Source organism: Phycicoccus sp. DTK01 (assembly GCF_017312765.1).
Lineage (GTDB): Bacteria > Actinomycetota > Actinomycetes > Actinomycetales > Dermatophilaceae > Phycicoccus > Phycicoccus jejuensis.
Map to the genome: position 1 here is coordinate 324,791 of NZ_BOPU01000004.1, position 20,847 is coordinate 345,637.

25 protein-coding genes are annotated in these 20,847 nt (G+C 73.7%); 12 read left to right on the forward strand and 13 right to left on the reverse strand.

Annotation, left to right across the window (positions count from 1 at the left end; translation table 11 throughout):
• The first annotated feature begins 27 nt into the window (after window positions 1–27).
• Both J3473_RS11560 and J3473_RS11565 read left to right on the forward strand, forming a co-directional pair.
• Window positions 28–204: a DUF6104 family protein gene (locus J3473_RS11560; RefSeq protein WP_169742049.1), complete on the forward strand. Its 177-nt coding sequence runs from the start codon at window positions 28–30 to the stop codon at window positions 202–204.
• 8 nt (window positions 205–212) lie between these two features.
• On the forward strand, window positions 213–887 hold the full coding sequence (locus tag J3473_RS11565; protein WP_030527768.1) for a GDSL-type esterase/lipase family protein: 675 nt from the start codon (window positions 213–215) through the stop codon (window positions 885–887).
• Window positions 888–1,019: 132 nt separating this feature from the next.
• Here J3473_RS11565 and J3473_RS11570 read toward each other — a convergent pair whose 3' ends face one another.
• Genes J3473_RS11570 through rfbB form a run of 4 tightly spaced genes read right to left on the reverse strand, consistent with a single transcriptional unit; the run spans window position 1,020 to window position 4,588 of the window.
• Window positions 1,020–1,988 carry a zinc-binding dehydrogenase gene (locus J3473_RS11570; protein WP_207023524.1) on the reverse strand — a complete coding sequence of 323 codons (969 nt, stop codon included), beginning with the start codon at window positions 1,986–1,988 and terminating at the stop codon, window positions 1,020–1,022.
• 10 nt (window positions 1,989–1,998) lie between these two features.
• On the reverse strand, window positions 1,999–2,667 hold the full coding sequence (locus tag J3473_RS11575; RefSeq protein ID WP_051750385.1) for a bifunctional 2-polyprenyl-6-hydroxyphenol methylase/3-demethylubiquinol 3-O-methyltransferase UbiG: 669 nt from the start codon (window positions 2,665–2,667) through the stop codon (window positions 1,999–2,001).
• 50 nt (window positions 2,668–2,717) lie between these two features.
• Complete coding sequence (gene rfbD, locus J3473_RS11580; RefSeq protein WP_207023527.1) at window positions 2,718–3,581, reverse strand: dTDP-4-dehydrorhamnose reductase; 864 nt, start codon at window positions 3,579–3,581, stop codon at window positions 2,718–2,720.
• Window positions 3,581–4,588, reverse strand: coding sequence for a dTDP-glucose 4,6-dehydratase (gene rfbB, locus J3473_RS11585; RefSeq protein WP_207023529.1), 1,008 nt, complete (start codon window positions 4,586–4,588; stop codon window positions 3,581–3,583). Before rfbB ends, rfbD begins: the two co-directional genes overlap by 1 nt.
• Before the next feature lie 52 nt (window positions 4,589–4,640).
• On the opposite strand from rfbB, the gene rfbA reads away from it, so the two are divergent.
• Together rfbA and J3473_RS11595 are read left to right on the forward strand one after the other, a co-directional pair.
• Complete coding sequence (gene rfbA / locus J3473_RS11590) at window positions 4,641–5,513, forward strand: glucose-1-phosphate thymidylyltransferase RfbA (RefSeq protein WP_030527763.1); 873 nt, start codon at window positions 4,641–4,643, stop codon at window positions 5,511–5,513.
• Window positions 5,513–6,121: a dTDP-4-dehydrorhamnose 3,5-epimerase family protein gene (locus J3473_RS11595; RefSeq protein WP_207023532.1), complete on the forward strand. Its 609-nt coding sequence runs from the start codon at window positions 5,513–5,515 to the stop codon at window positions 6,119–6,121. Before rfbA ends, J3473_RS11595 begins: the two co-directional genes overlap by 1 nt.
• A gap of 6 nt (window positions 6,122–6,127) precedes the next feature.
• Here the strand turns inward: J3473_RS11595 and J3473_RS11600 are convergent, their stop codons facing one another.
• Entirely contained in the window at window positions 6,128–7,306 is a 1,179-nt protein-coding gene (locus J3473_RS11600) for an NADP-dependent malic enzyme (RefSeq protein WP_207023534.1), read from the reverse strand.
• A 310-nt stretch (window positions 7,307–7,616) separates the two neighbouring features.
• On the opposite strand from J3473_RS11600, the gene J3473_RS11605 reads away from it, so the two are divergent.
• From J3473_RS11605 to sodN, 5 genes are read left to right on the forward strand one after another with little or no spacing between them, the layout of a single operon-like run.
• Window positions 7,617–8,537 (forward strand): ABC transporter substrate-binding protein, encoded by a 921-nt coding sequence (locus J3473_RS11605; protein ID WP_207023537.1) that lies wholly within the window; start codon window positions 7,617–7,619, stop codon window positions 8,535–8,537.
• A 2-nt stretch (window positions 8,538–8,539) separates the two neighbouring features.
• A complete protein-coding gene (locus J3473_RS11610; protein ID WP_207023539.1) occupies window positions 8,540–9,454 on the forward strand; it encodes an amino acid ABC transporter permease in 915 nt (304 codons plus the stop codon).
• On the forward strand, window positions 9,454–10,314 hold the full coding sequence (locus J3473_RS11615) for an amino acid ABC transporter ATP-binding protein (RefSeq protein ID WP_207023541.1): 861 nt from the start codon (window positions 9,454–9,456) through the stop codon (window positions 10,312–10,314). Before J3473_RS11610 ends, J3473_RS11615 begins: the two co-directional genes overlap by 1 nt.
• A complete protein-coding gene (locus J3473_RS11620; RefSeq protein ID WP_207023543.1) occupies window positions 10,311–10,628 on the forward strand; it encodes a S24 family peptidase in 318 nt (105 codons plus the stop codon). Before J3473_RS11615 ends, J3473_RS11620 begins: the two co-directional genes overlap by 4 nt.
• 46 nt (window positions 10,629–10,674) lie before the next feature.
• Window positions 10,675–11,070, forward strand: a complete 396-nt coding sequence (gene sodN, locus J3473_RS11625; protein ID WP_030527756.1) for a superoxide dismutase, Ni — start codon at window positions 10,675–10,677, stop codon at window positions 11,068–11,070.
• Between the two features lie 74 nt (window positions 11,071–11,144).
• Here the strand turns inward: sodN and manA are convergent, their stop codons facing one another.
• The 8 genes from manA to J3473_RS11665 form a co-directional block, all read right to left on the reverse strand.
• On the reverse strand, window positions 11,145–12,299 hold the full coding sequence (manA, locus tag J3473_RS11630) for a mannose-6-phosphate isomerase, class I (RefSeq protein ID WP_207023545.1): 1,155 nt from the start codon (window positions 12,297–12,299) through the stop codon (window positions 11,145–11,147).
• Window positions 12,300–12,348: 49 nt separating this feature from the next.
• Entirely contained in the window at window positions 12,349–13,674 is a 1,326-nt protein-coding gene (locus tag J3473_RS11635) for an HD-GYP domain-containing protein (RefSeq protein WP_207023547.1), read from the reverse strand.
• Window positions 13,671–14,927, reverse strand: a complete 1,257-nt coding sequence (locus J3473_RS11640; protein ID WP_207023549.1) for an HD-GYP domain-containing protein — start codon at window positions 14,925–14,927, stop codon at window positions 13,671–13,673. Before J3473_RS11640 ends, J3473_RS11635 begins: the two co-directional genes overlap by 4 nt.
• A 25-nt stretch (window positions 14,928–14,952) precedes the next feature.
• A complete protein-coding gene (locus J3473_RS11645; RefSeq protein WP_207023551.1) occupies window positions 14,953–15,096 on the reverse strand; it encodes a hypothetical protein in 144 nt (47 codons plus the stop codon).
• A 296-nt stretch (window positions 15,097–15,392) separates the two neighbouring features.
• Complete coding sequence (gene rsrA, locus J3473_RS11650) at window positions 15,393–15,668, reverse strand: mycothiol system anti-sigma-R factor (protein ID WP_036829601.1); 276 nt, start codon at window positions 15,666–15,668, stop codon at window positions 15,393–15,395.
• Window positions 15,668–16,300: a sigma-70 family RNA polymerase sigma factor gene (locus J3473_RS11655; protein ID WP_036829600.1), complete on the reverse strand. Its 633-nt coding sequence runs from the start codon at window positions 16,298–16,300 to the stop codon at window positions 15,668–15,670. Before J3473_RS11655 ends, rsrA begins: the two co-directional genes overlap by 1 nt.
• Before the next feature lie 135 nt (window positions 16,301–16,435).
• Window positions 16,436–17,053, reverse strand: coding sequence for an alpha/beta family hydrolase (locus J3473_RS11660; RefSeq protein ID WP_207023553.1), 618 nt, complete (start codon window positions 17,051–17,053; stop codon window positions 16,436–16,438).
• Window positions 17,050–17,892 (reverse strand): SOS response-associated peptidase, encoded by an 843-nt coding sequence (locus J3473_RS11665; protein WP_207023556.1) that lies wholly within the window; start codon window positions 17,890–17,892, stop codon window positions 17,050–17,052. Before J3473_RS11665 ends, J3473_RS11660 begins: the two co-directional genes overlap by 4 nt.
• 87 nt (window positions 17,893–17,979) lie before the next feature.
• Here J3473_RS11665 and J3473_RS11670 point away from each other — a divergent pair, with 87 nt between their 5' ends.
• Genes J3473_RS11670 through rsgA form a run of 3 tightly spaced genes read left to right on the forward strand, consistent with a single transcriptional unit; the run spans window position 17,980 to window position 20,829 of the window.
• Complete coding sequence (locus J3473_RS11670) at window positions 17,980–18,522, forward strand: DoxX family protein (protein WP_030527748.1); 543 nt, start codon at window positions 17,980–17,982, stop codon at window positions 18,520–18,522.
• Window positions 18,509–19,801, forward strand: a complete 1,293-nt coding sequence (gene aroA / locus J3473_RS11675; protein WP_207023559.1) for a 3-phosphoshikimate 1-carboxyvinyltransferase — start codon at window positions 18,509–18,511, stop codon at window positions 19,799–19,801. Before J3473_RS11670 ends, aroA begins: the two co-directional genes overlap by 14 nt.
• Window positions 19,801–20,829 (forward strand): ribosome small subunit-dependent GTPase A, encoded by a 1,029-nt coding sequence (gene rsgA, locus J3473_RS11680; protein ID WP_207023561.1) that lies wholly within the window; start codon window positions 19,801–19,803, stop codon window positions 20,827–20,829. The genes aroA and rsgA overlap by 1 nt, the downstream gene beginning before the upstream one ends.
• Window positions 20,830–20,847: the final 18 nt, after the last annotated feature.

Here is a 20,847-nt window from a genome sequence, read left to right on the forward strand (position 1 = left end):
GGCGGGGCCGCCGGTAGGCTCGAGGACGTGTACTTCACCGACCGCGGCATCGAGGAGCTCCAGGCGCGGCGGGGGGACGAGGAGGTCACCCTCGACTGGCTGGCGGAGCAGCTGAGGACGTTCGTCGACCTCAACCCCGACTTCGAGGTGCCCGTGGAGCGGCTGGCCACCTGGCTGGCCCGACTGGACGACGAGGACGAGTGAGCGAGCAGATGCCGGACGAGCAGGGCGGCCCCGGGGGCCAGTCCCCCATCGAGTTCCGCCCGAGCGCGGAGGCGGTGGTCGTCCCCGACGGTCCACGCGACCTCGCGCTCGTCTTCCTCGGCGCCTCCCTCGTCGCCGGGGTCGGCGACCCCAAGGGCCAGGGCTGGGTCACCCGCGTCGTCGGGCGCACCCAGCACCCGGACCTCACGCTGACCTCGTACAACCTCGGCGTGCGGGGCGACACCTCCGGCGACCTGCTCGAGCGGTGGGCCGGGGAGGTGCCGCGGCGCTGGCGCGGCCGGTCCGAGAAGCGCCTCGTGCTGTCGGTCGGGACGAACGACATCCTCTCGGGCGTCTCGCTGGCGCGGCACCGGCTCAACCTCGCGAACCTCCTCGACGACGCCGCGTCCTCGGGCGTCGGCACCTTCGTCGTCAGCCCGCCCCCGACGGACGACGAGGAGCTGAACTCGCGGCTCGAGGTCCTCGTCGACGCGCAGGCCGACGTCTGCGGCCGGCGCGGGGTCCCGTTCGTCGACTGCTACGCCCCGCTGCTCGGGCACGACCAGTGGCGCACCGACCTCGCCGCGTCCGGCGTACCGCACCACCCGGGCCAGGCCGGCTACGGGCTCATCGCCTGGCTGGTCCTGCACAACGGCTGGAACGACTGGCTCCAGATCGCCTGAGCGACAGGCCGATCCCCGGCGTCACGGTGATGGCGGGGAAACCCGCCTCGGACGCGGATGTATCCCCGTCCGCGACCGACAACCGCGCCATCACGGTGATGACGCGGTCGTTCGTCGCGACCCTTCCGTCGGTCAGACGGTGAAGACGACCTTGCCGGCGACGCGGCCCTCGACCATCCGGGCGAAGCCGTCGCGTGCGTCGGCCAGGGGCATGACGGAGTCGACGAGCGGCTCGATGCCGGCGTCGACGACGAACCGGGCGAGGCGCTCGAGCTCGTCGCGCGTGCCCATCGTCGACCCGACGACCCGCAGCTGCTTGAAGAAGATCTTCGTCAGCTCGGCCTTCGAGGGGGCATCGCCCGACGTCGCGCCCGAGATGACGACGGTGCCGCCCGGCCGCAGGCTGTTGATGCTGTGCGACCAGGTGGCGGCGCCGACGGTCTCCATCACCGCGTCGACGCGCTCGGGCAGCCGGGCGCCGCTCTCGAAGGCCCGGTCGGCCCCGAGCCAGACGGCGTGCTCGCCCTTCTCGGCGTCGCGCGAGGTGACCCACATCCGCAGCCCGGCCGCGGAGCCGAGCTGGACCAGGGCGGTGGCGACCCCGCCCGCGGCGCCCTGGACGAGCACGGTGGCGCCGGGCTGCACGGCGGCGTTCGTGAACAGCATCCGGTAGGCCGTGAGCCACGCGGTCGGCAGGCAGGCGGCGTGCTCCCACGAGAGGTCGTCGGGCTTGGGCACGAGGTTGTGCGTCGGGACGGCGACGACCTCGGCGAGCGTGCCGTCGTGCACCTCGGACAGCAGGCTGCGGCGCGGGTCGAGGGTCTCGTCGCCGGTCCAGCCGGGCGAGGCGACGACCGCGTGGACGATGACCTCGTCACCGCCCTCGGTCACGCCGGCGCCGTCACAGCCGAGGACCATCGGGAGCCGGTCGGCCGGCAGCCCGACGCCGCGCAGCGACCACACGTCGTGGTGGTTGAGGGCCGCGGTGCGCAGCCGGACGGTCGTCCAGCCCTCGGGCGCCTCCGGGTCGGGGCGCTCCCCGACCTCGAGGCCGCTCAGCGGGTCGTCGGCGGACTGGGACTTCGCGAAGGCGGCGAGCATGCTCCCGACCCTACGGGGTCGGACGGCGACGGGCGACGACGACGAACTGGTAGGTCAGCAGGTCGCGCAGGCCGGGGACCCAGCCGACGAGCAGCGCCAGCTTGTTGACGGCGACCGGGGCGTCGACGAAGCGCTGCGAGCGCTTCCACGCCACCGGCTCGAGCGAGGTCTGCGCGAGCAGCTCCTCGATGTCACGGCGCGCGAACCACCGTAGGTGCGTCGAGTCGTGCAGCCCGCGGTCGCGGCGCGGCCAGGTGCGGCGCAGGAACACGCTCGTGAAGGTCGCCAGGTGCCCGACGTTCGGCAGGCTGATGACGACCTCGCCCTCGGGCGCCAGGTGGTCGGTGAAGGCGTCGAGGACGCTCCAGGGGTCCACGAGGTGCTCGAGCACGTCGGCGAAGACCATGCAGTCGTAGGGCCCCTCGAGCTGCGCGACGATCTCGTCGAGGCGGTTGAGGTCGCCGGTGACGACCCGGTCGAGGCGGCCGCGGGCCTCGCCGGCCAGTCCCTCGTCGTACTCCACCCCCGTGACGCGGGCTCCCTGCCGGCGCTTGACGGCGTCGCCGAGGGTGCCGTTGGCGCACCCCACGTCGAGCACCTCGCGGTGGCCGGTGCCGATCCGCTTGAAGATCTCGGGTCGCAGGCCGGTGTAGGACGAGTAGCGCGTGAAGGTCTTCACGGGGGGTGAGTCTGCCCTACGCGGGGCCCGGACGGATGCCCCGACCCGGCTCAGGCGCGCCGTTCGGCGCCGAGGACGGTGGGCGCGGCCCGGTGCAGCGCGTCGCGCCAGTGCGGCAGCGGCTCGAGCCCGGCGGCGCGCCACATCGCGTGGTCCAGGACGCTGTACGCGGGCCGTGGGGCGGGGGCCGGGTAGGCGTCGGAGGTGATGGGGGCGACCCGCGCCGGGTCCTCCCCCAGCTCCTCGAGCACCGCGCCGGCCAGCCCGTGCCAGGAGGTCTCGCCGGCGGCCGTCCCGTGCCAGATGCCGTAGGGCGCGCCGGCCTCGACGATCCGGGCGATGCCGTCGGCGAGGTCGACGGTCCACGTCGGCTGGCCCACCTGGTCGGCGACGAACCCGAAGGTGTCGCGCTCGCGCGCGAGGCGGGCGACGGTCGCCGGGATGCTGCGCCCGTGCGCCCCGTAGAGCCACGCGGTGCGCACGACCCAGGCGCGGGGGCACTCGGCCCGCACGGCCCACTCCCCCGCCGCCTTGGTGCGGCCGTAGGCCGAGGCGGGGGCCACCGGCGCGTCGGCGGGCCACGGCGTCGTGCCGTCGCCGGCCACGACGTAGTCGGTGGACACGTGCACGAGCGAGCCCGGGCCGGCCGCCACGGCGCGCGCGAGGTTGGCCGCGCCGACGGCGTTGACCGCGAAGGCGCGGGCCTCGTCGGTCTCGGCCGCATCGACCGCCGTGTAGGCCGCGCAGTTGACGACGACGTCGGCGCCCGCGACCGCCGCGGCGCAGGACGCCGGGTCGAGGACGTCGACCGCGGGCAGGTCCATCCCCACGACCTCGTGCCCGCGCTCGCGCAGCACCTCGACGAGGTCGGTGCCGAGCATCCCGGCCGCACCGACGATCAGCCAGCGCGCCATCAGCGGCCGAGGACCTGTTGCGTGCGGGCGTACCGGGCCTCGGTGGCCTCCTTCTGCGGGCGCCACCAGGCCTCGTTCTCGCGGTACCAGTCGATGGTGGCGGCCAGGCCGTCGCGGAAGCTCTCGTAGCGCGGGCTCCAGCCGAGCTCGCGCCGCAGCCGGTCGGCGTCGATGGCGTAGCGCAGGTCGTGGCCGGCGCGGTCGGTCACCTGGTCGAAGCCGTCGGGGTCCTCGCCCATGAGCTCGAGGATGAGCCGGACGACGTCGAGGTTGTTGACCTCGCCGTCGGCGCCGATGAGGTAGGTCTCGCCGGAGGCGCCCCGGTCGACGATCGTCCAGACGGCCTCGTTGTGGTCGTCGACGTGGATCCAGTCCCGCACGTTGAGCCCGGCGCCGTAGAGCTTGGGGCGCACGCCGTCGATGACGTTGGTGATCTGGCGGGGGATGAACTTCTCGACGTGCTGGCGCGGGCCGTAGTTGTTCGAGCAGTTCGAGATCGTCGCGCGGATGCCGAAGGAGCGGACCCAGGCGCGCACGAGCAGGTCCGAGCCGGCCTTGGTCGAGCTGTACGGCGAGCTCGGGTTGTACGGCGTGGCCTCGGTGAACTTCGCGGGGTCGTCGAGCTCGAGGTCGCCGTAGACCTCGTCGGTCGAGATGTGGTGGTAGCGGACCCCGTGGCGGCGCACGGCCTCCAGCAGGGTGAAGGTGCCGACGAGGTTGGTCCGCACGAACGGGCTCGGGTCCTCGAGCGAGTTGTCGTTGTGCGACTCGGCCGCGAAGTGCACGACGAGGTCGCACTCGTCGACGAGCCGGTCGACGAGGTCGGCGTCGGCGACGTCGCCCTCGACCAGGCGGACGCGGTCCAGGGCCCCCTCGAGCGAGGCGGTCGAGCCGGCGTACGTCATCAGGTCGAGCACGGTCACCTCCGCGTCCGGACGCGTCCCGAGCGTCCGGTGCACGAAGTTGCTGCCGATGAACCCGGCTCCCCCGGTGACGAGTACCTTCATGCGCGCAAGGCTACTGCGCGGCCCGGAACCGCCCACCGATAGGCTCGACGGCATGAAGGGCATCGTCCTCGCCGGCGGAAGCGGCACGCGGCTGCACCCCATCACCATGGGGATCTCCAAGCAGCTCATGCCGATCTACGACAAGCCGATGGTCTACTACCCGCTCTCGACGCTGATGATGGCGGGCATCCGCGAGATCCTCGTCATCACCACCCCCGAGGACGTCGACCAGTTCCGCCGGCTGCTCGGCGACGGCTCGCGCTGGGGCATCGAGCTCTCGTACGCCGTGCAGCCGCGGCCCGAGGGCCTGGCCCAGGCCTTCGTCATCGGGGCGGACTTCATCGGCGAGGACTCCGTCGCCCTCGTCCTCGGCGACAACATCTTCCACGGCAGCGGCCTCGGCACCGCGCTGCGTCGCCTCACCGACGTCGAGGGCGGCCACATCTTCGCCTACCACGTGGCCGACCCCACGGCCTACGGCGTCGTCGAGTTCGCCGACGACGGGACCGTCGTGTCCATCGAGGAGAAGCCGGCGCAGCCGCGCAGCGACTACGCCGTGCCGGGCCTCTACTTCTACGACAACGACGTGGTCGAGATCGCGCGGTCCCTGGAGCCGAGCCCTCGCGGCGAGCTGGAGATCACGGCGGTCAACGACGCCTACCTGCAGCGCGGCGAGCTGACGGTCACGGTGCTCCCCCGCGGCACCGCGTGGCTGGACACCGGCACCTTCGAGGGGCTCATGGACGCCAGCCAGTTCGTCCACGTCGTCGAGGCCCGCCAGGGCCACAAGGTCGGGTGCGTCGAGGAGATCGCCTGGCGGGCCGGCTGGATCGACGACGACGCCCTGCGCGCGCTCGGCGACGCGCTCCTCAAGTCCGGGTACGGCGCCTACCTCCACGCCTGCCTGGCCCGGGGGACGCGCTGATGGACATCCGCGCGCTCTCGATCGAGGGGGCCTTCGTCGTCACCCCGCGCCAGTTCCCCGACGACCGCGGCGTCTTCCTCGAGTCCTTCCGCGGCGACCGGCTCGCCGAGCACCTCGGACACCGCCCCGACGTCGTCCAGACCAACGTGTCGGTCTCCTCGCGCGGCACGGTGCGGGGCATCCACTTCGCCGACGTCCCACCCGGCCAGGGCAAGTACGTCACCGCGCTGACCGGCTCGCTCGTCGACTACGTCGTCGACGTCCGCGTCGGCTCGCCGACCTTCGGGCAGTGGGAGGCCGTCCTCCTCGACACCGTCGACCGCCGCGCGGTCTGGCTCTCCGAGGGCCTCGGTCACGCGTTCTGCGCGCTCGAGGACGACACGACGGCGATGTACCTGTGCTCCGCCGCGTACAACCCGACCGGCGAGCACGGCATCCACCCGCTCGACCCCGCCGTCGGCCTCGAGCTGCCCGAGGGGGTCACGCCGCTGCTCTCCCCCAAGGACTCCGAGGCGCCCACGCTCGCGGAGGCCGAGAGGCAGGGCCTGCTCCCGACGTGGGAGGCGTGCCGCGCGCACGCCGAGGAGCTGGCCCGCCGCTCGCGCTGAGCGCGCTCAGCCCCGCGCCGACCGGGTCGGGGCGAGCCGCCGCACGGCCTGCGCCACCGCCTCGGCGACCCCGGGCTCGAACACCGAGGGCACGATCTGCTCCGCCGTCGGCTCGGGCACCATGTCGGCGATGGCCCGCGCCGCCGCCAGCTTCATCGCCTCGGTGACCCGCGTGGCCCCGGCGTCCAGCGCGCCCCGGAAGATCCCGGGGAAGGCGAGGACGTTGTTGATCTGGTTCGGGAAGTCCGAGCGCCCCGTGGCCACGACGGCGGCGTGCCGGTGCGCGACGTCGGGGTGCACCTCGGGGGTCGGGTTCGCGAGCGCGAAGACGATCGCGTCGGGGGCCATGGCCGCCACCTGCTCCTCCGGCACGGTGCCGCCGGAGACGCCGACGTAGCAGTCGGCCCCCTCGAGCGCCGTCCCGAGCGAGCCGGTGAGGCCGCGCGGGTTGGTCGAGAGCGCGAGCCGCTGCTTGTGCTCGGAGAGGTCCGGGCGCCCGGCGTGGATGATCCCGCGCGAGTCGCACACGACGACGTCACGGACGCCGGCGCGCTGGAGGAGCCGGGTCACGGCGACGCCGGCGGCCCCGGCGCCGGCCACGACGACCCGCAGGTCCTCGAGCCGGCGGTCGAGGACGCGCACCGCGTTGTACAGGCCGGCGAGCACGACGATCGCCGTCCCGTGCTGGTCGTCGTGGAACACGGGGATGTCGAGGCGCTCCTTGAGCTGCTCCTCGATCTCGAAGCAACGCGGCGCCGAGATGTCTTCGAGGTTGATGCCGCCGTAGCTCGGCGCGATGCGGGCGATCGCCTCGACGAGCTCCTCGACGGTGCCGGTCTCCATGACCACCGGCACCGCGTCGATGCCCGCGAAGTGCTTGAACAGCACCGCCTTTCCCTCCATCACGGGCATCGCCCCGAGCGGGCCGATGTCCCCGAGGCCGAGGACGGCCGTGCCGTCGCTGATGACGGCCACCGTGTTGCCGCGGGCGGTGTAGCGGGTCGAGAGCGTGGGGTCGGCGGCGATGGCGAGGGACACCTCGGCGACCCCCGGGGTGTAGAGGAGCGAGAGGTCCTCGCGCCCCCGGAGCGGCTGCGTCGCGTGTACCCCCAGCTTCCCGCCCTCGTGAGCACGGAAGACCGGGCTCTCCGGGTCGAAGGACGGCAGGACGGGGGACGCGGACACGATGGCTCCTCGGAGAGGGAGGGGGGCACGCGAGCGGACAGCGTGCGGGAGGGGGTGCTGCGGCCCGCAGGGATGGGTGCGTCTGCGGGTGTCGCGCGGCGGGGGTGTCCACCGGAAGGTCCTCATCATGGCACAGGGGCCCCCGGCGGCCGAGGCCTCCGCGTGTGACGCACGTCGCGGTGCGGGCCCGCGGACACGCCCGGATAGTTACCCGGGCGTGACGCACGTCGCACGCTCCGGTGGCAGGATCACCTGCACACCCTCTCGGTCGGGCGCCCACCAGGGGTCCGGCACCCGTGAAAGGACCAGCATGCTCCGCACCCGTGCGATCGCCGTCGCCGCTCTCGCCACGACCGCCCTCGCCCTCTCGGCCTGTGGCTCCGACTCGCTCTCGACGGGCGGCAGCACCACCTCGGCGCCGGCCGGCTCCTCGGCCCCCGCGCCGAGCGTCGACGCGGCCCTGGCCGCCAAGCTCCCGGAGAAGATCAAGAGCGCCGGCAAGGTCGTCATCGGCACCGACGCCACCTACCAGCCGAACGAGTACCTCGACTCCGACGGCCAGACGGTCATCGGCATGGACGTCGACCTCTTCGACGCCGTGATGGCGAAGTTCGGCGTCAAGACCGAGTGGCAGCCCTCGGCGTTCGACTCGATCATCCTCGGGGTCCAGAGCGGCAAGTACGACGTGGGCGTCTCGAGCTTCACGGTCAACGCCGAGCGCGAGCAGCAGGCGACGATGGTCAGCTACTTCAAGGCCGGCACCCAGTGGGTCACCCAGAAGGGCAACCCGAAGAAGGTCGACCCGGCCAACGCGTGCGGCCTCAACATCGCGGTCCAGAAGGGCACGGTCCAGGCCGACACCGACCTGCCCGCCCGTGACAAGGCGTGCACCGACGCCGGCAAGCCCGCCATCAACGCCCTCGTCGACGGCGACCAGGCCAAGGTCACGGCCATGGTGCAGTCCGGCAAGGCCGATGCGATGCTCGTCGACCTGCCCCCGGCCATCGCGGCGGTCGACTCCACCGGCGGCACCCTCGAGCTCCTCGGCGACCAGTACGACTCCGCCCCCTACGGCTACGTCCTGCCGAAGGACCAGACCGAGTTCGGCGACGCCATCGTCGAGGCGCTCAAGCAGCTCGAGGCCGACGGCACCTACCAGGAGATCCTCGCCAAGTGGAAGACCGAGGGTGGCGCGATCAGCGACTTCGCGGTCAACCCCTCCGTCGGCTGACCATGACCGACACCACCGCCGACCGGCCGGGCGCGATCGACGCCCGGCCGGTCCGGCACCCCGGACGCTGGGTCGCGGTCGCCGTCATCGGGGTCCTCGTCGCGATGCTCGTCAACTCGTTCGTCACGAACGAGCGCTGGGACTGGGCCCACACGTTCCAGATCATGCAGCAGAAGTCGGTGATCAACGGCCTGTGGATGGGGACCATCCTCGGCACGGTCATCGCGATGGCGATCGGCGTCGTCCTCGGCGTCGTGCTGGCCATCATGCGGATGTCCGAGAACCCCGTCCTGCGCGGTGTGTCCTTCGTCTACACGTGGTTCTTCCGGGCCATCCCGCGCTACGTCCTGCTCTCGCTCTTCGCCGTCGGCTTCGGGTACCTCTACCTCAACAAGTTCGACGTCGGGATCCCGTTCTCCAGCATCCACTTCGCGACGATCGACTACAGCGCGTGGTCGAGCACCGTCCTCATCGGCGGCATCGCGCTCGGCCTCTCGGAGGCCGCCTACATGGCCGAGATCGCGCGCGCCGGCATCCTCTCCGTCGACCGGGGGCAGGCCGAGGCCGCCCAGGCGCTCGGGATGGCGCCCGGCAAGACGATGCGCCGCATCGTCCTCCCCCAGGCCATGCGCGTCATCGTGCCGCCGACCGGCAACGAGACGATCGCGATGGTCAAGGACACCTCGCTGTTCATCGCCGCCAACATCACCATCGAGCTGTACTACCAGGCGACCTTCTTCGGCTCGCGCGCCTTCAAGATCATGCCCGGCCTCATGGCGGCGACCCTCTGGTACCTCATCGTCTGCACCATCCTCATGGTCGGGCAGTCCTGGTTGGAGCGGTACTTCGGCCGTGGCTACGGCCCGACGCCGAAGGCCACGAAGCAGAAGCTCACCGAGATCGGAGCCGACCACTGATGCCCGCCACGTCAGACGCACCGCTCGTCCACGCCGTCAACGTCACCAAGTCCTTCCACGGCAACGAGGTGCTCAAGGGCATCGACCTCGACGTGCGCACCGGCGAGGTCGTCGTCCTCCTCGGTCCGTCCGGCTCCGGCAAGACGACCTTCCTGCGCTGCATCAACCAGCTCGAGACCATCGACGGCGGGCGGATCTGGGTCGACGGCGACCTCATGGGCTACGACGACCGCGGCGGCACCCTCCACCGCCTCACCGACAAGCGGATCGCCGCCCAGCGCCGCGACATCGGCATGTGCTTCCAGCGCTTCAACCTCTTCCCGCACAAGACGGTCCTCGAGAACGTCGTCGAGGCGCCCGTGCAGGTCAAGGGCGTGGACCGGCGCACCGCCGAGGCACGGGCGCACGAGCTGCTCGAGCAGGTCGGCCTGCAGGACAAGCCTGCTGCCTACCCGAGCCAGCTCTCGGGTGGGCAGCAGCAGCGCGTGGCCATCGCCCGGGCCCTCGCGATGGAGCCCAAGCTCATGCTCTTCGACGAGCCGACCTCGGCCCTCGACCCCGAGCTCGTCGGCGAGGTCCTCAAGGTGATGCGCGACCTCGCGCAGAAGGGCATGACGATGATCGTCGTCACCCACGAGATGGGCTTCGCCCGCGAGGTCGCCGACCGGGTCGTCTTCATGGACGGCGGCGTCGTCGTCGAGGAGGGCCCCCCGAGCCAGGTCATCGGGAACCCGCAGCACGGGCGCACCCGCGCCTTCCTCTCCCGGATGCGCCAGGAGGAGCAGGCCCACGCGCAGGCCGTCACCGAGGCGGTCAGCGCCGGGGTCGCCGCGCTCGACGACGCCCCGAAGGAGCCGTGAGGCCGGCGCTCGTCCGCGTCCGCGGGCGCTCGATGCTCCCCACCTACCGCGACGGCGACGTGCTGCTCGTGCTCCGCGGGCTGCGCCCGCGCGCCGGACGGGCCCACGTGGTGCGCCTGCCACCGGACGCCGCGGGCCGCCCGCGACCGCTCGCGGTCAAGCGGCTGACCGGGCGCGACCCGGACGCGCCCGAGCGCTGGTGGGTGGACTCGGACAACCCGGCCGAGGGGGTCACGTCCTTCGACGTCGGCTCCCTCGCCGAGGCCGACGTCCTCGCGGTGGTCGCCGGGTTGGTGTGGCGTCCGCTGGGGTAGGTTGAGGACGACCGCGCGTCCCCCCATCTGAGTAGGAGTGACCCACATGCTGTCCCTGTTCCGCGTCACCGAGGTCTCGGCCCACTGCGACCTCCCGTGCGGCGTCTACGACCCCGCCCAGGCCCGCATCGAGGCGGAGTCGATCAAGGCGATCATCGCCAAGGTCGCCGACAACGACGACCCCGACTTCCGCACCCGCGCCATCCTCATCAAGGAGCAGCGCTCGGAGCTCGTCAAGCACCACCTGTGGGTGCTGTGGACCGACTACTTCAAGGCGCCGCACTTCGAGAAGTACCCGCAGCTGCACACCCTCTTCAACGAGGCCACGAAGCTCGCCGGCGCCTCCGGCACCAAGGGCGAGCTCGACGCGGCCAAGGCCGACGAGCTGCTCGCCAAGATCGACGAGATCGCGACGATCTTCGCCGAGACCAAGAAGGCCTGAGCCACCGGCTCGAGTCCGACGGCGGGTGTCCCCTCGGGGGGCGCCCGCCGTCGTCGTGTCCGGGGTCCGACGACTCAGAGACCGGGGACGGTGACGACGTAGACCTCGCCGGCGCCCTCGAGGTCGACCGGGCCCTCGCGGTCGGGCAGGAACGCGGAGCCGGTGTCGGAGAGCTCGACCTCCCCGGTGGCCGAGCGCAGGGTCACCCGCCCGCGCAGGCAGAAGACGAGCCGCGGGCCCGCCTCCCCCGGCAGCCGGCGCCCGGGCTGCACCCGGTGCAGGAGGAAGCGGTCGGACGCCCCGGGGTACACCTCGACACCGTCGGCCAGCCGGACGCCGCGGCCCGCGACGCCGTCGGCGCGCGGGTCGACGATCCGCAGGAGCTCGGGGACGTTGACCTCCTTCGAGGTGAGACCCGCGCGCACCACGTTGTCGGAGTTGGCGAGGACCTCGATGCCCAGGCCGTGCACGTACGAGTGCAGGACCCCGGCCGCGACGTCGATGAACTCCCCCGGCCGCAGCACGCGGTGGTGCATGAGGAGCAGGACGACGAGCCCGATGTCGTCGGGGTGCTCCTCCGCCCGGGCGACGACGGCGGCGGCCGCGCCGGCGATCTCGTCCTCGCCCTCGGACATCCGCAGGCACGCCGCGACGACCTCGCGGGTCAGCCCCGGCACCTCGACCGGCGGCGTCGCGAGGACGTTCGCCAGCACCGCGTGGCAGGGGTCCTCGGCGTCCCGCGCCGCCTCGACGGCGCGCGTGAAGGCGGGCACGGCGAGCCGGCGGGCGATCTCGGCGACCTCGTCCGGCTCACGCATCCCGACGAACACCTCGAAGGGGGCCACGGCGAGGAGCAGCTCGGGCTTGGCCGAGTCGTCGACGTAGACGCTGTCGCCGGTCAGCGCCCGCAGCTCACCGGCCTGCGCGGCGCTCGGGTGGACCTGGATCGAGATGGCCCGCCCCGGGGCGAGCACCTTGAGGAGGAACGGCAGCCGCTCACCGTGGCGCTCGACGCAGGCCGCCCCGAGCTCGCCGACCGGGTCGCTCGCGACGACCGCCGCGAGGTCCGGGGCGCCCGGACGGTCGGTGCCGGCGGGCCCGCTCTCGTGGGCCCCCATCCACAGCTCTGACTCCGGCAGGGCGGTCGGGATCGAGCGGCCCTGGAGGCTCGCGATGGCGACGTGGGATCCCCACGCGTCGTTGAAGACGACAGGCGTGAGGCGGTCCACGGGGTCCTTCGGGTCGGGGCGGCCGGTCGGGCCGGCAGGTCTCTCGACTCTACCGGGCGCCCGCGCGCTGCTCGCCGACGCGCCCCACGGCCCCGTCCTCGACGATGCGGGTCAGGGCGTCGACGACGTCGGGGTCGTACTCGTAGCCGAGGCCGAGGTGGATCCGCTCGATCGCCGCCTCGACGAGCGCGGGGTCGGCCGAGCCACCGGTCAGGTCGTCGTAGGCGTTGGCGCACTTGATGATCCGGCTCGCCATCGGGACGTCCTCGCCGAGCTCGCGGACCATGCGGTACGGAACGGTCTGGTCCTCGACGTAGTCGGCGACGTCCTCGAAGATCTCGGCGCGGCGGATGATGCGACCGCCCTCGGCCGCGATGGAGCGCTGGTCGGCGGGCGCCGCGAGCACCGTGGCGCCGTCCGGGATGGGGTCCAGCAGGGAGATCTGCCCCAGGTCGTGCAGGAGGGCCGCGTACTCGAGGTCGCGCAGCGTCCGTTCCGACAGGCCGAGGACGCGTCCGATCCGGAGCGACAGCTGGGCCACGCGCTCGGCGTGGTGGACCGGGGTGTAGCCGCCGTGCTCGGTGAGGTGCGACAACGTGGCGATGAGCTGGCGGTTCGTGGCGCGGTTGCGGATGTACTGCCGCACCGCGGTGTAGGCCATCGCGAGCGGGAAGAGCGCCAGCGGCAGCGACAGCAGCCCGAGGACCGGGGCCATGAGGGCGACCATGGGTCCGGTGACGACGACCGCCACCGTGAGCGGGGCAGCCTCGCCCACCTCGTCGCGCACGGCCGCGGACCACGGGGTCCGCTGGCGCTCGGCGCGCACGGCCGCCACGAGGACGATCTCGGTCAGCAGCCCGACCGTCGCGACGAGCACCATCCCGAGGGCCACCGCGGCGCGCGGCACCGTCGGGTCGACCTGGGTCTGCCAGAGCGTCGGCGCCCCCCAGTCACGGGTGACGAGCGCGGCGACCGCCACCCCGACGACGCGGGCGGCGAGCACCGGGGCGCCCGCCGGCCGGTGACGCAGCGCCCGGTACCCGGCGGCGAGCAGCAGCCCCGCGGCGACGACGAGGACGACGAGCCCGGCCTGGACGTCGAAGCGTGGCTCGCCAAACACCGGCCCGAGGAAGACCGCGCTGAGGGCCGCGGCGGACGACAGCGGCGCGGTCTCACGGCCGCTCGGCATCCGGATCCGGGCCAGCTCGCCGAGCGCGACGCACGCGACGACGACGAGCAGCGTGTCGCCGTGGGTCGTGAGCAGCGTCGGCAGCTCCCACCCGGCGGCGAGGAGCCCGCGCAGGACCGCGAGGGCCCCGAGCAGGAGGACGACCGAGCGCGCGACGTGCCCCGGCCGACGCACGAGCGGCCTCACGACCGGGCCCCGGCGTCGACGCGGCGGGCCAGCGCGTGGTCCAGGGCCCGGGCCAGCACCGGGTCCGCGCCGTTCGCGAGCAGGATCTCGCGGGCGCGGGTCGGTGCCTCGACGCGCCCTCCCGGAGCACCCACCTGGGTGAGCACGTCGTAGGCGTCGGCCATCCCGACGATGCGCGCGAGGAGGGTCTCGTCGTCGCGCGTGGCGACCGCGACACGGTGGTGGCGGATCGGGTCGAGCGCGCCGTGGAGGAACTGGAGGTCGTCGAGCATCGCCGCTCCGCGCTCGGGGTACTCCAGCCGGCCGTCACCCACCGTGAGGTCGATGTTGCGCGCCGCGCGGGTGGGCAGGCTGGTCTGGCCGAGGTCGTGGAGCATGCCCGCGACGCGGGTGTCGGCGACCTGCTGCGGGCCGAGCCCGAGGTGCTCCGCCATGTGCGCGCTGAGCTCGGCGACCCGCGCGCTGTGCCCGCTGAGGTGCGGCACCTTCGCCTCCAGGGCCGCGACGAGCACCTCGAGCGCCCGCCGCTGGCCCTCGAGCTCCTCGGCGTGCTGGCGGTAGGCCCACTGCGCGACGACGAGCGGCGCCAGGGCGATGACCGCGGCCGCCGGGCCGAGGTCGGCCGGCTTCCAGAGCACGACCATGATGAGCGCGATCGCCGTGTACCCGATGTGCGCGAGCCCGGTCCCCCGGGCCACCGCGAGCGCCTGGGGGCGCATCGGCACCCCTTCGGCCACCCGCATGACCCCGACGACCGCGAGGAGGTTGGTCACGGCCTGGGCGAGGTCCGCGAGCAGGAGCGGGACCGCCAGGCCCACGACGATCGCGCCGACGTCGCGCAGGCTGCCGGGGTCGGTCGTCCCCCCGGCCAGGAGGAAGACGATGCCGCCGGCCGCGCCGTGGAGCGAGAACTGCGCGGTGTTGAACACGCGGTTGCGCAGCGGGGCCTTCTTGTACTGGATGCCGCCCAGGACGGCGCCGACGACCGCGACCCCCGCGGGACCGACGATGGCCTGGCTGGCCACGAGGATCACGCCGGACAGCGAGGCCCGCACCCGGCCCTCGACGACCGCGTCGGGCAGGAGGACCTGCAGGACGGCGAAGAGCAGGAAGACGAGCAGGGCCGCCGGGTCGGGCAGCCCGTAGCGCAGCCCGGACCAGATGCCGAGCGCGACGGCGAGAGCCGCGACGGCCGCGATGTACGCGGCCGTCGCGGCCCTCGTGGACCGACGCTCGCGGGGCGAGTCGCTCATCGGCGCAGCCCCGGAGCGGGAGTGGTCACCAGCTCCAGGAGCCCTTGGCCGACGCGCCGGCGACGACGTTGGAGCCGTCGGAGGGAGCGGCCGACGCGGCGCCCGAGACGGTGATCGTGGCGAGAGCGGCGAGGAGCGCGGCAGCGGCGAGAGAACGGAACGTGCGCATGATGTGTCCTTCTTCCAGAGGGTGGATGTCCCGGCCCTGGCTCTCCGGGGCGGCCGAGACAGCGGAATTCTTTCACGGGCGGTGGTGTGCGACAATCGCAACGGACAAGATCGCCCGCGCGTGTCGTCGCGCTGGGCACCCCACGGACGAGGAGTCACCATGAGCAAGCGCGCCCGCAAGCGCCGCTCGCGCAAGGGCAACAAGGCCAACCACGGCCGCAAGCCCAACGCCTGAGCGCGCGGACGACGAAGGGCCCGGAGTGCGTCGCACTCCGGGCCCTTCGCTGTCCGGTGGGGTCAGTCCTCGTGCTCGACGCGGACGACGGTGAGCCTCTGCAGCACCTGCATCCGCACCGCGGCGGGGGTCTCGGTCTCGGTGCACGACCGCTTGACGACGGCCTTGACCGCGGCGTCGAGGTCGTGCTCGGCGAGGCACGGGCGGCACTCGGCGAGGTGGGTCGCCACCCGCTTGACGTCCTCGGGGCTCATCTCGCCGTCGAGGTACTCGTAGATGTGGTGGAGCACCTCCGAACAGTCGGCGTGCCCCTGGTGGTCGGCGTGCTGGTGTCCCATCACTCCACCTCCGCCCCGACGAGGCCGCGGTCCCGGGCGTAGCCGGTGAGCAGCGCGCGCAGCTGACGACGCCCGCGGTGCAGGCGGGACATGACGGTGCCGATCGGGGTCCCCATGATCTCGGCGATCTCCTTGTACGCGAAGCCCTCGACGTCGGCGAGGTAGACGGCGAGCCGGAAGTCCTCGGGGAGCTCCTGGAGCGCCCGGGTCACCTGCGTGTCGGGCAGGTGCTCCAGCGCCGCGGCCTCGGCGGACTTGAGGCCGGCGGACGTGTGCGACTCCGCCCGCGCCAGCTGGTAGTCCTCGACCTCGGCGGCGTCGGACTGCTGGGGCTCGCGCTGCTTCTTGCGGTAGGTGTTGATGTAGGTGTTCGTGAGGATGCGGTACATCCAGGCCTTGAGGTTGGTGCCCGGACGGTACTGGTGGAACGCGGCGTAGGCCTTGGCGTAGGTCTCCTGGAGGAGGTCCTCGGCGTCGGCCGGGTTGCGGGTCGTCCGCATGGCCGCGGCGTACAGCTGGTCCATGAGGGGCATGGCCTCGCGCTCGAAGCGGGCCTGCCGCTCCTGCGGGGTCTCGGTCGCGAGGTCGACCTCCTGCGAGGTCTCCTCGAGCGGTGTCTGGGGGGTGCTCATCGCCTCCCAGCCTATCCGGGCCCGGGGACGGGTCGAGGTGTCGAGGACGAACACGAAAGGTGCCTCCGGTCGGTGACTGTGCTGACGCAGGCGAGAACGCCGGGGGCCGCGGAGTCATTCCGCGCCGCGCCCGGGTCAGGACGTCAGCGACGCCAGGACGGCGAGGGCCGCGGCCGCGACGGCGGGCGCGGAGCGCTCGAGCGAGTGCGGACCGTCGACCTCGGCGAGGGTGCCGCGCGGGGGCAGGACGGCGCGCAGCTCCGCCGGGGTGCCGAACGGGTCGGTGCGGCCCTGGACGACGTGGACCCCCAGCCCGTCCGCGGCGGGCCGGGCGAGCTCGTCGGCGCGCGAGCGCTCCGGACGGCCCGGTGGGTGCAGGGGGAAGGAGAGGGCGAGCACCGCGCGCGCCCCCACCGCGGACGCCGTCCGGCAGGCGACGCGAGCCCCGGCGCTGCGGCCCCCGACGACGAGGACCGGCCCCGGGTCGAGGTCACGGAGCACGGCGACCCAGGCGGGGTCGAGCGCCGCGGGGCCGGGTCCCAGTCGCTTGCCGGCCACCCGCCAGGGCTGGTCGACGAGGACGACCCGCCACCCGGCCCCGAGCGCGGCGTCGCGCACGGCGGTGACGTCGTCGGTCCAGCGCAGACCCCCGGCGCCGTGACCGAGGACGAGGGTGCCCGCCGAGTCCCCGGACGGCTCGCTCGTCGCGCTGCGGGCCGTCCCCGCCGGCGTCTCGTGCAGCCGCTCGCTCACTCCGCCGGACCGCCCACGACCTCGCCGGTCGTCGGGTCGACGACGCCCACGAGGTCCGCCTCGGGAGCCGGCTCGAGCAGCCCCGGCCCGTTCGCGCGGCTGCTGCTCACGGCTCGCGAGACCGGGTACGCGGTGAACCGTCCCGGCGCCCGGGGCCCGAGCAGGTCCGCCACGTCGGCGGCGCCGGTGCCCGGGTCGAGCCAGCGGGCCCACTCCCCCGCCTCGAGGACGACCGGCTGGCGGTCGTGGATGCGGTCCAGCCCGGGCTCGGCCGGCCCGGTGAGGACGGTGAAGGTCGTCAGCCAGGCGAGCGGGTCGTCGGCGTCGGCGACCGCGGGGTCGCGCCAGAACTCGTAGAGGCCGGCCATCGCCACGCTCGCGCCGTCGGCGCGGGAGGTGAAGAACGGCTGCTTGCGCGGCTTGCCCTTGGCGTCCAGCGCCGTCGGCGAGGCCTGCCACTCGTACCAGCCACGGGCCGGGACGAGGCAGCGACGGGCGGCGAGCGCGCGGGCGAAGGCGGGCTTCTCGGCGACCGACTCGACGCGGGCGTTGATCATCCGGACCCCGCCCCTCGCGTCCTTGGACCAGCTGGGCACCAGCCCCCACGTGAGGAGGCGCAGCTGGCGCCGCGCCGCGGCCTCGCGGTCCTCCCGCGGGGGGCGGCTGAGGACGACCGGGGCCTGCTTGGTCGGGGCCATGTTGTGGTCCGGCGTCCCCGGCGGGGGCTCCTGCGGGTTGACGAGGACGCTGCGTCCCGGCTCGCCGGTCCGGTCCTCGTCGACCTCGAACTCGAGGACGAGCTCGTCGGGGTTCGCCGTCGCCGCGTAGCGCCCACACATGGTGCTCAGGCTACGCAGCGGCAGCCCGAGCAACTACGGTAGGCCGGGAGGTCCTGACCAGCAGCGACCCCGACCCGGAGGTCCCGGATGTCCTTGGTGCGACGCCTCGCCCGACCCCTGCTCGCGTCGATGTTCGTCGTGGGGGGCACCGACCAGCTCAAGCACCCCTCGGCGAAGGCCGAGAAGGCCCGCCCGGTCGTCGAGAAGCTCGCCCCCCGCCTCGGGCTCCCCGACGACACCGAGCTGCTCGTGCGGGCCAACGGCATCGTCATGGTCGGCGCCGGCACGATGCTCGCCCTCGGCAAGCTGCCGCGCCTCTCGGCGGCCGTCCTCGCCGCGTCCCTCGTCCCGACCACCGTCGCCGGCCACCAGTACTGGCGCGAGGACGACCCGGCGACGCGCGCCCAGCAGCGCACCCACCTCCTGAAGAACCTCGGGATCCTCGGCGGCCTGCTCATCGCCGCGGTCGACACCGAGGGCCGGCCCGGGCTGGCCTACCGCGCGCACCTGGCGAACGAGAGCGTGCACCGTGCCGGTCGCACGACCCGGCGCGAGGTGCGGCACGCCGCACGGACCGCCGCCACCGAGGCCAAGCTGAAGGCGGCCCAGGCGCAGCATGCCTTCTCCTGACTGGCCCGCTCCGACCGCCGGGTCCCCGGTCGACGCCCGCGTCGTCCTGCCCGGCAGCAAGTCCCTCACCAACCGCTACCTCGTCCTCGCGGCCCTCGCCTCGGACGTCTCCCGCCTGCGGGCGCCGCTGCGCTCGCGGGACACCCTCCTCATGGCCGGGGCGCTGCGGACGCTCGGCGTGGGCGTCGACGACGTCGACGACGGAGACTGGCTCGTCACGCCCGCGGCCCTGACCGGCGGCGGCACCGTCGACTGCGGCCTCTCCGGCAACGTCATGCGGTTCGTGCCGCCGCTCGCCGGCCTCGCCGTCGGCTCCACCCGCTTCGACGGCGACGAGGGGGCCCGCCACCGCCCGATGGCCCCCGTCCTCGAGGGTCTGCGTGCGCTCGGTGTCGAGGTCGACGACGGTGGCCGCGGCGTGCTGCCCTGCACCGTCCACGGCACCGGCGCGATCCGCGGTGGCGAGGTGACCATCGACGCGTCGGCGTCGTCGCAGTTCCTCTCCGGGCTGCTGCTCTCGGCGCCGCGCTACGACCGGGGGGTCACCGTGCGCCACGCCGGTGGCACCCTGCCGAGCCTCCCCCACATCGAGATGACCGTCGAGACGCTGCGCGACGCGGGGGTCGTCGTCGACGACGGCGACGCGGACACCTGGCGGGTCGAGCCGAGCGAGGTCAACGCGCTCGACGTCCAGGTCGAGCCGGACCTCTCCAACGCCGCGCAGTTCCTCGCGGCCGCCCTCGTGACCGGCGGCACGGTGACCGTCCCCGGCTGGCCGCAGTACACGACCCAGGGCGGCGACTTCGTCCGCGAGGTCCTCGACATGATGGGCGCCGAGGTCGTCCTCGACCGCTCCGGCCTCACCGTCACGGGGACCGGGGGCATCCTCGGGGTCGACGTCGACCTGCACGGCTCGAGCGAGCTCACCCCCGTCGTGGCGGCGGTCGCGGCCCTCGCCGAGGGGCCCAGCGTCATCCGCGGGGTCGCGCACATCCGTGGGCACGAGACCGACCGCCTCGCCGCGCTGCGGACCGAGCTCACCGGCGTCGGCGCCGAGGTCACCGAGACCGAGGACGGGCTGCGCATCGTCCCGAAGCCGTTGCACGGCAACCGGTTCCGCACCTACGCCGACCACCGGATGGTCATGGCCGCCGCCGTGCTCGGCCTCGCCGTCCCGGGCATCGTCATCGAGGACGTCGGGACGGTCGGCAAGACGATGCCGGAGTTCACCACGCTCTGGGAGCGCATGCTCGACCAGCGGGTCCACGCGGACGCGTGATGGCGAGGTCGACCCGGGACTACGACGAGTCCGACGTCCGCATCCGTCCCAACCGTCGAGGGTCGCGCCCACGCACCAAGGACCGGCCCAAGCACGAGGACGCCGTCGTCGGCCGCGTCCTCGGGGTCGACCGCGGCCGCTACCGAGTCCGCGTCGGCGACGGCTCGGCGCACCACGACCTGATCGCGATGCGGGCCCGCGAGCTGGGCCGCAAGGGCATCGTCGTCGGGGACGAGGTGCACCTCGTCGGCGACACGAGCGGGGCCGAGGGCTCGCTGGCCCGCATCGTCCGGCTCGGGGAGCGCGTGACCCTGCTGCGCCGGACCGCCGACGACACCGACCCGGTCGAACGGGTGCTCGTCGCCAACGCCGACCAGCTCGTCGTCGTCTCGGCCCTGACCAACCCCGAGCCCCGCCCGCGCCTCATCGACCGGTGCCTCGTCGCCGCCTACGACGCCGGGATGGATCCCCTCCTCGTCCTCACCAAGGCCGACCTCACCGACCCCGCGCCCTTCCTCGAGCAGTACGCCCCGCTGTCGGTGCCGCACGTCGTCACCTCGCGCACACCGCAGGACGACATCGAGGGGCTGGACGCGGTGCTCGAGGCGCTGCGCGGGCGCACCAGCGTCCTCGTCGGTCACTCCGGGGTGGGCAAGTCGACGCTCGTCAACGCGCTCGTCCCGGACGCGCTGCGGGCCGTCGGCGTCGTCAACGACGTCACCGGGCGCGGCCGCCACACCTCGACCTCCGCGGTGGCCCTCCCCCTGCCCGACGACGACGGCTGGGTCGTCGACACCCCGGGCGTGCGCTCCTTCGGGCTGGCGCACGTCGACCCGACGCGCATCGTGCACCACTTCCCCGACCTCGAGCCCGGCACGGCGGAGTGCCCGCGGGGCTGCACCCACGACGAGGAGGAGTGCGCCCTCGACGCCTGGGTGGAGAGCGGGGCAGCCGGCCCGGCCGGCCCCTCGCGCCTGGACTCCCTGCGCCGGCTGCTGCGCACGCGGACGGCCGCCGGCGAGGACTGATCCCCACCGGCGGCCGTC